The sequence below is a fragment of the Longimicrobium sp. genome (assembly GCF_036554565.1).
GTDB lineage: Bacteria > Gemmatimonadota > Gemmatimonadetes > Longimicrobiales > Longimicrobiaceae > Longimicrobium.
Window position 1 is genome coordinate 1 of sequence record NZ_DATBNB010000620.1, and the last position, 7,851, is coordinate 7,851.

Consider the following 7,851-nt stretch of genomic DNA (forward strand, 5'->3'; position numbering starts at 1 on the left):
TGGACGTGGGGGCGGTGGCGCGCGCCACGGAGCGCATGCTTCGCCTTCTGCTGCGCGAGGACGTGCACTTCGAGGTGCGCACGAGTCCCCACCCCGTGCCGGTGTACGTAGACCCCGTGCAGGTGGAGCAGGTGCTGATGAACCTGGTGGTGAACGCCCGCGACGCCACCGGGCCGGGGGGCACCATTACCGTCGACGTGGGCTTCGTGGACGCGGCGGCCCACGCCGACCGCATGCCGGAGTACGTTCGCCCGGGGCACTACGCCCGCATCGTCGTTTCCGACACCGGGACGGGAATGACGCCGGAGGTGATCGCGCAGGCCTTCGAGCCGTTCTTCACCACCAAGCCCAGCGGCTTCGGCACGGGGCTGGGGCTTTCCACCGTGTTCGGAATGGTGAAGCAGGGCGGCGGATACGTGTGGGTGGAGAGCGAGCCCGGCGCCGGGGCCGTCTTCACCGTGCTCCTGCCGATCACGGCCGAGCGCCAGGAGAGCGCCCCCGACGTGGTGCTCCCCACCCGGCACGACCTGCGGGACAAGTCCGTGGTCGTGGTGGAGGACGAAGATGCGGTGCGCCACTTCGTGGTGGACGTGCTGAGCCGCCGCGGGGTGAACGTGCTGCACTTCGCCACCCCCGGCGAGGCGCTGAGCGTGCTCGCCGACCCGTATCGCCCCGTGGACGTGCTGGTTACCGACGTCGTGCTCCCGGAGATGTCCGGACCGGAGATGGTGGAGCGCATCCGGCCGGGGCGCCCCCACCTGGGGGTGATCTACATCTCCGGCTACACCCCCGAGGAAACGGCCTTCACCCCCCTGCTCCGGCGCGGCAACGTGCTGCAAAAGCCCTTCGGGCCCGACGACCTGCTCGACCGCGTCTCCTCCGCCGCCCTGTAGGGTGCGAGGCGCGCGCCGGCTCCGGCGTCAGGGATTCGCGCGCACGCCGCCCGCCCGCGCCAGCGCCGCGCCCCCGCCCACGACGGGCACCGTGAACGACGTTCCCGCCAGGTCCACGGTCAGCCGCGTTCCGGCCCGTGGCCAGAGGGTGAACTCGGGGTCGCTCGACATGATCATCACCGCGAGCTGCCTTCCCGCCGGGATCACCTGGTCGTCCGGTTCCAGGTCGAAGGTCAGGTCGTAGAACCTTCCCGGGACGAGCCGCTCGCCGGGCCGGGTGGACGTGTAGGCGCCCCCGCGCGTGAGCGAAGCATGGTTCTGGATGTCGGCCCACCCGCGCGTCACCACGCCCGCGCGGCTGGCGTCGCCGACCGCCGCCGAGTCGAAGGGCAGCGTCACCATCCACACGCTGAGGTTCGCCGCGGGCCGATCCACCGACACGCGGAGGGTGACGCGCGGCGTTCCGGAAATGCGCAGCGAATCGGTGAGCGGCGCCGTGGCGAAGAGCAGGCGGTGGGTGGAGCGAGGTGCAATGGCGTTGGCGCTGCCGCTGACCGAAACGTCGTCCGTGAAGGACTCGGTCCCCCGCCCCGGCCGAAGGGCGAGCGGGCCGACGCCGTTGCCGCCGGGCGCGGGATACAGCCGCACAGGCTCGGACCCCGGCGCCGGAAACGAGGCGAACGGAACCGGCGCCGCCATGGCGCCGCGCCCCGACGGACGCGCCGCGGTGCTGGAGACGATCCAGACCGGCGGATCGTTGCGGACGCCGTTCTCCACGCCGTACAGGTAGTGGGTGAACCAGCGGTTCAGCATCTCCGCGGGCGGATCGCCGCCGTGGCCGCCCTGGTGAAGGTACATCGACACGGGAAGGCCGTGCGCCTTCATCTCTTCGTAGATCCGCATGGTGTGCGAGGGCATCACGTTGTAGTCGTTCAGCCCGTGCGCCAGCAGCACCGCCGCCCGGATGTTCCGTACGTGCGGCAGCAGCTCGCGCGAGGCCCAGAATTCGTTGAAGTCGCCGGAGGCGCGGTCCTGCCCCGCGGCGAAGACGCCGCCCTTTACGGTGCGGTCGCAGATGGCGCGCGTGGCCGGCGGGCCGCTGGCCACGAAGTCGTAGAGCACGTCCACGTCCTCGCCCAGGTACCCGCCCGGCGACCGCACCAGCCCGTTGGAGCGGTAGTAGTGGTAGTACGACGTGTTGGCGGCCACCGGCACCACCACCTCCAGCCCCGCCACCCCCGTCGTCGCCGCGGCCAGGGGCAGCGTGCCCTCGTACGACGTGCCGATCATCCCCACCTTGCCCGTGGACCACGACGTCGCCGACACCTCCTGGGCACCGTTCGGCGTGGTATAGCCCTTCGCCCGTCCGTTCAGCCAGTCGATCACGGACTTCATCGCCGTGCGCTCCGGCGTGTCGCCGATCGTCACGCACCCCTGCGAGCGCCCCGTCCCCGGCGCGTCCGAGTGCACCACCGCAAAGCCGCGCGGCACCCACGTGCCCACGAGCTGGTTGGAGATGCGCGTCCGCGTGGAATCGTGCGGGGGACCGCGCATGGCGCCGCGGGCCGGCGAGGGCTCGCCCAGCTCCTGGCGCACGTTCCAGAACGCGAAGGTGCGCGCGACGCCGGCGTAGTACGGGCTGGACCCGTACACCACCGGCACCTTCAACCCCTCCGTTTCCGTCTGGCGCGGCCGCGTCACCCCCACGTGCACGCGGTCCCTGCGGCCGTCCCCGTCGGAGTCGAACTCCGTTTCCACCCACAGGTTCTGCCGGATCCACTGCGAGGGTTCGGCGAACGCCGGAACCACCTGCGCCATCCCGTTCGCGAACACGGGGCGGGCGCCTTGCTGCGCGGCGGGCGGGCTCGCCGGCGCAGACGGGGAGCTCGCAGGTGCCGGCGGGGCGCTCGCCGGCACCTGCGGCGTGGCGGCGCACGCGGCGGAGGCAAGCGTGAGCGCGGCCGCGATGCCGGCGCGGCGCAGGAGTGATTCAGTCATGCTCGGGCCTCGTGTGATACTCGCGCAGGGCGAGGGCAGGAGTTCGATGACGAAGGGGCAGGCGGACGGAGAGACGTTATCGTTTCGGCGCCGATGTGAAAAGGGAGCAGCGCCTCGAATAAGCTTGCCGGGTTGAACGGCCGCTCTCATCTTTGTCCCACAAGGTGCGGCCAAGAGACATCGAGACCTCTCGATCTCATCTACCACATTTCAAAACATGTTCATACGATGGACAAGCACGCTTTGCTCGAGACGATGCTCTCCCGCCAACTGCAATGGATCGCCGCGGCCGATTTGAAGGTCTCTCCCCTGGCGACGGTAGACATCGCAATGTTCGGGGTCATAGCGGCCGTTGCTCCCGGACCAAAAATTTGGACAGGAGTGAGCATCACCCTCACGGTCCTCGCCGTGGCGACTCTCACCGCGAGCTTGCTGCACCTGCTCGTCGCAACGTCTCCTCGTACCCGGGACCCCGTGGGATCTCTGATTTATTTCGGAGGCATCACTCAGCGGACAGAGGATGAGTTCGTCCTAGAAGTGCAAAACCTGGAGGCAGAGCAGTATGAGTTGGATCTTGCCCGCCAGACCTACCGGAATGCCTGTATCGCCGGTGAGAAGTACAAGCATGTGAAAATCGGCACCCGGTTCCTCTACGCCGCCATCATCCCCTGGACTCTGGCCGTGTACCTGCTGATCAGCCTGAACACGCAGTAAATTCATCTCAAAGCCACGAAGATCATGGACTTGGACGCACGCTCGCTCGGAAACAAGGTCGACGCACTGCTCGAAGAGCGTTTCCACGAGGTAAGTATCGACACGGTTCCCGAGGCCGGTGACCGCCGGCTTACCCATGGAGGCACCGGGCTGGCCGGCGAGTTCACGTTCCTCTACGTGGACATGCGCTCCTCGTCAGCACTTTCATGGGCCTACCGCCGCCAGTCAGTCGCAAAGCTCTACAAGGCATTTCACCACTGCATGGTAGAGGCGGTAAAAGCCGGCAACGGACGTGTACGGAGCTTCGATGGCGACCGCGTCCTGGGCATCTTCGCCGGCGCGAGCCGGGCAGATCAGGCCGTGGACACCGCCCTGCACATGGTCGGTTGCAAGGAAGAGATTCTAGTTCCGAAGATCCAAGCCAAGTATCAGAACGACTCCTTCGACATCGGCATCGGAATCGCTACGGGACCTGCGCTCGCAATGAAAGCGGGAGTCGGCTACGACATGAACAACCGTGACCTGGTCTGGATCGGCGATCCTCCCAACCTTGGGTCGAAGCTGAGTGACCTCGCACGTGAACCGGAATCGATCTACATCTGCCGCACGACTTTCGATCTCCTCGGGATTTCCAATCGATACACGACCAAGTCCGGTGAGAAGATTGACATGTGGGAGAAAAAAGCATTGTCGTTCAATGACGGGCAGGTCGAATGCTATTCGAGCGCATGGTACCGGAAACTCATCCGATGAGCGGACACGGGCCGAGCTGACACAGAGTTGAACATGTAAGTGTCACCTCTTGACGTGTTCCATCACCTAAACCGCTAGCAAGCCCCCCGATCCATGGCCCTGCCCCCCACAGCTAGCCAGCGGGGGTGACGCGGCAAACACGACGTACGGGACCTCGAACTCATCCGACTCCACGCCCCGGCCCATGTCCCGCTAGGCGTGGAGGATCTCGCGTCGATACCTGGTCCATGCCTGTCCCGCGGGCGAAACGGCATCCACATCGAACAGCGCTGGCGGGAAGCCATAGCGAGTGGCGTCTCCGTTCGGCCTGCTCGACAACGTGATTGCCGGCTGGAGCCCCCGCCGCCCAAGAATGGATGTTGCATGTGCTTGCGTAAGCCGCGAGCGGGTGCAGCGGGACCGTGCGCCTTGCGGGAGAGCGCCGGACCCGGCGCGCGGGCATCATCCCGTCCAGATGCCGTCACTCCGCTCCACCAACCTGAAACAGGTGTGAAATGACGAACGCGGCGATCGCGATCTCGCGCGGCTCCGGCTCCGCGGCGGGCGAGGAGCTGGGCGCGGCCATGCGGGAGCAGCTGGGGGGCGAATCCCCGGACGCCCTCATCGTCTTCGCCTCGCCCGGCCAGGACCACGAGGCCCTGCTCCGGGCGCTCACCGCCTCGTGCCGCCCCGGCGTGCTGGTGGGGTGCTCGTCGGCGGGCGAGTTCACCAGCGACGAGGCGGGCGTGGGAATGACCTGCGCGGTCGGGCTCGCGGCGCCCGAGATGCGGTTCGCCGCCGCCATCGGGCGCGGCCTGCGGGAAGACCGCGTGGCCGCGGCCGAGGCGCTGGCCGGCGGGTTCCGCGGCCGGCACACGCCCGGATACCGCCATCATGCGGCGCTCGTCTTTACCGATGCGCTGGCCGGCTTCGCCGACGACCTGGTGGACCGGCTGGCCCTGCTCACCGGGGGCGTCTACCGCTTCTTCGGCGGCGGTGCCGGCGACGACGCACGCTTCGAGCACACGGTGGTGTTCTGCGGCACCGAGGTGGCCAGCGACGCCGTGGTGGCGCTAGAGATCCTTTCCAACAAGCGCATCGGCATCGGGGTGCGCCACGGATGGGCGCCCGGCGGAGAGCGCATGCGCGTCACCGAGGCGAGCGGAGCGCGGGTGGGCAGCCTGAACGCGGTATCCACGGCCGAGGTCTTCGAATCGCACGCCGCGTCCACCGGCCAGGCCTTCGACCGCGGCGAGCCCGTGCCCTTCTTCCTGCACAACGTCCTGGGCGTGGAGTCGCCCGAGGGATACCGGCTGCGCGTTCCGCTCTCCGTGGACGAGGACGGGTCTGTGGGGTGCGCGGCCGACGTGCCCTCCGGTGCCGCCGCCTGCATCATGACGACGACCGCCGCCTCCGCCGCCGACGCAGCGGCCGAGGCCACCCGCGCCGCGCTGGCGCAGATGGACGGCAACGAGCCCGCGGTGGCGCTGGTGTTCGACTGCGTGGCCACGCGGCTGCGGCTGGGGCAGGATTTCGGCGCCGAGCTGGCGGCGGTGCAGCACGAGCTGGGCAGCACCCGCATGGCGGGCTTCAACACCTATGGCCAGATCGCGCAGGCGGAGGGCCAGTTCAGCGGCTTCCACAATTGCACGGCCGTCGTTTGCACGATCCCCCGGTAGCCGTGAACGCGGTACCCGCCGGGCTCCTCGACCTGGTCGGCGAGCTCGCCACCGTACAGCGGCGCCCCGAGGCCGCCGCCGCGCTCGCCCGCCTTCTCGGCGGTGAGCGCCTGCTGCTCTTTGCCCCCGATCCCGAGCTGGGCGTCGTCCTTCCCGCGCCCGGCTTTCCGCAGGTGCTGCGGGGTGCCGCGGCATGGCGGGCATTCATCGAGGCGTCCGCGCCGGACGGCGGCTTCGAGGGGACGGTGCCCGGCCCGGACGGGCCGGAGCCGGCGCAGGGCTGCGCGCTCGCGGACGGGACCGCCGCGGTGCTGGTGCGGCCGGCCCCCGGCGCGCCTGGGCCGGGGCTCCTCGCCCCCCTCCTTCCCCTGCTGTCGGCGTTCTTCCAGGCCGAGCGGCAGGTGATCGCCGACGAGGTGCGGCTGCGGGCGGCGCGGGAAGCGGCCGAACGGGAGCGGGCGCTCACGCGGACGCTGCAGGAGCTGCGCGGTCGGCTGGAAGCCGCGCTCGCCGAGGCCGGCGAGGCGCGGGCACAGGCCGGGCAGCGGGCGGAAGAGGCCGAGGCGCTGGCGACGGAGCTGCAGGCGCACACGGAACAGCTCCAGGACCAGGCGGTGGAGCTGGAGGTGCTCAACGACGAGCTCGCGGTGCGCGCCGCACAGGCGGAGCGCGCGGGCGCCGAGGCCGACGAGGCCAACCGGGCCAAGTCGTCGTTCCTGGCCAACATGAGCCACGAGCTCCGCACGCCCATCAACGCCGTGATCGGCTACGCGGAGCTTCTCACCATGGGCGTCACCGGGCCGGTCACGCCCCGGCAGCAGGCGCAGCTGGAACGGATCCGGGTGAGCAGCGCGCACCTGCTCACCCTGATCAACGACATCCTGGACGTGGCCAAGGTCGAGGCCGGGCACATGACGGTGGAGCACACCCGCGAACCCGTGGCCGACGTGGTCGCCGAGGCGGTCGCGCTGATCGGCTTGCAGGCGGAGGCGGGGGCACTCACGCTCCGGGACGAGTGCGGGGCATCGCCCGCCAGCTACGTGGGCGACCGCGACCGGGTGCGCCAGATCGTCGTGAACCTGCTCTCCAACGCGGTGAAGTTCACCCCGGGCGGGGGGCGGGTGACCATCCGCTGCGGCACCACCGACCGGCCGGGAGCGGACGCCCAGCTCGCGGGCGCGGGCCCGTGGACCTACCTGGCGGTGGAGGACACCGGCATCGGCATTCCGGCCGACCAGCTTCCGCGGATCTTCCAGCCCTTCGTCCAGGCCGAGGAGGGGCACACGCGGACCAAGGGCGGAACGGGGCTGGGGCTCACCATCAGCCGGCAATTGGCACGGCTGATGGGGGGCGACCTCACCGCCACCAGCCGCGAGGGACAGGGCTCGCGCTTCGTCCTGTGGCTCCCGGCGGTCACGGCCGAAACGGGAGCCCTGGACGGTGCCATCCGCGTGGACGCGCAGACCGCCTGAGACGCCGGAGGCATCCAGAACGGCGCCGGGTTCGGCGCGCCCGGCCCGCCGCCGGCGAAACGCAAACGCCGCCGCTCCGGGGAGCGGCGGCGTTCCTGCGCGGCGGTCCGGGGCCGGCGCCTAGAACAGGTACCGCAGCCCCAGCTGCACCCGGTAGACGTCGGCCGTCGTGGCGGTGCGCGTGAACGTTTCGGTGATCAGCTCGCCGCTGATGTTCCGCAGGCGGAACTGGGGCTGGCCCGCGGCGTTGGCCCCCGCCGGCAGCACAGGCTGCATGGTGACGAACGCAAAGCCCGTCCCGTAGTCGCTGCTCAGCAGGTTGGCGAAGTTCAGCACGTCGGCGCGCAGTTCCAGGCCGTGGCG

Annotated in this window: 7 protein-coding genes; 5 read left to right on the top strand and 2 right to left on the bottom strand. The window is 69.8% G+C overall.

What is annotated here, in order from left to right; genetic code table 11:
• Positions 1–893: ATP-binding protein (locus tag VIB55_RS17210; protein WP_331877902.1), on the top strand; the 893-nt coding region annotated here is incomplete at its 5' end.
• 27 nt (positions 894–920) lie between these two features.
• Here the strand turns inward: VIB55_RS17210 and VIB55_RS17215 are convergent.
• Positions 921–2,891 (bottom strand): Xaa-Pro dipeptidyl-peptidase, encoded by a 1,971-nt coding sequence (locus tag VIB55_RS17215; protein ID WP_331877903.1) that lies wholly within the window; start codon positions 2,889–2,891, stop codon positions 921–923.
• A gap of 228 nt (positions 2,892–3,119) precedes the next feature.
• Between VIB55_RS17215 and VIB55_RS17220 the strand changes: the two genes are divergently transcribed.
• From VIB55_RS17220 to VIB55_RS17235, 4 genes are all read left to right on the top strand, one after another.
• Positions 3,120–3,605 (top strand): Pycsar system effector family protein, encoded by a 486-nt coding sequence (locus VIB55_RS17220; protein WP_331877904.1) that lies wholly within the window; start codon positions 3,120–3,122, stop codon positions 3,603–3,605.
• A 24-nt stretch (positions 3,606–3,629) separates the two neighbouring features.
• On the top strand, positions 3,630–4,358 hold the full coding sequence (locus VIB55_RS17225) for an adenylate/guanylate cyclase domain-containing protein (RefSeq protein WP_331877905.1): 729 nt from the start codon (positions 3,630–3,632) through the stop codon (positions 4,356–4,358).
• 494 nt (positions 4,359–4,852) lie between these two features.
• On the top strand, positions 4,853–6,016 hold the full coding sequence (locus VIB55_RS17230) for an FIST signal transduction protein (protein ID WP_331877906.1): 1,164 nt from the start codon (positions 4,853–4,855) through the stop codon (positions 6,014–6,016).
• 2 nt (positions 6,017–6,018) lie between these two features.
• The gene (locus VIB55_RS17235) at positions 6,019–7,488 is read left to right on the top strand and encodes a sensor histidine kinase (RefSeq protein WP_331877907.1); all 1,470 of its coding nucleotides are present in this window, start codon (positions 6,019–6,021) and stop codon (positions 7,486–7,488) included.
• Between the two features lie 120 nt (positions 7,489–7,608).
• On the opposite strand, the gene VIB55_RS17240 is transcribed toward VIB55_RS17235, so the two are convergent.
• On the bottom strand, positions 7,609–7,851 hold a 243-nt coding region (locus tag VIB55_RS17240; RefSeq protein ID WP_331877908.1), incomplete at its 5' end, for a hypothetical protein.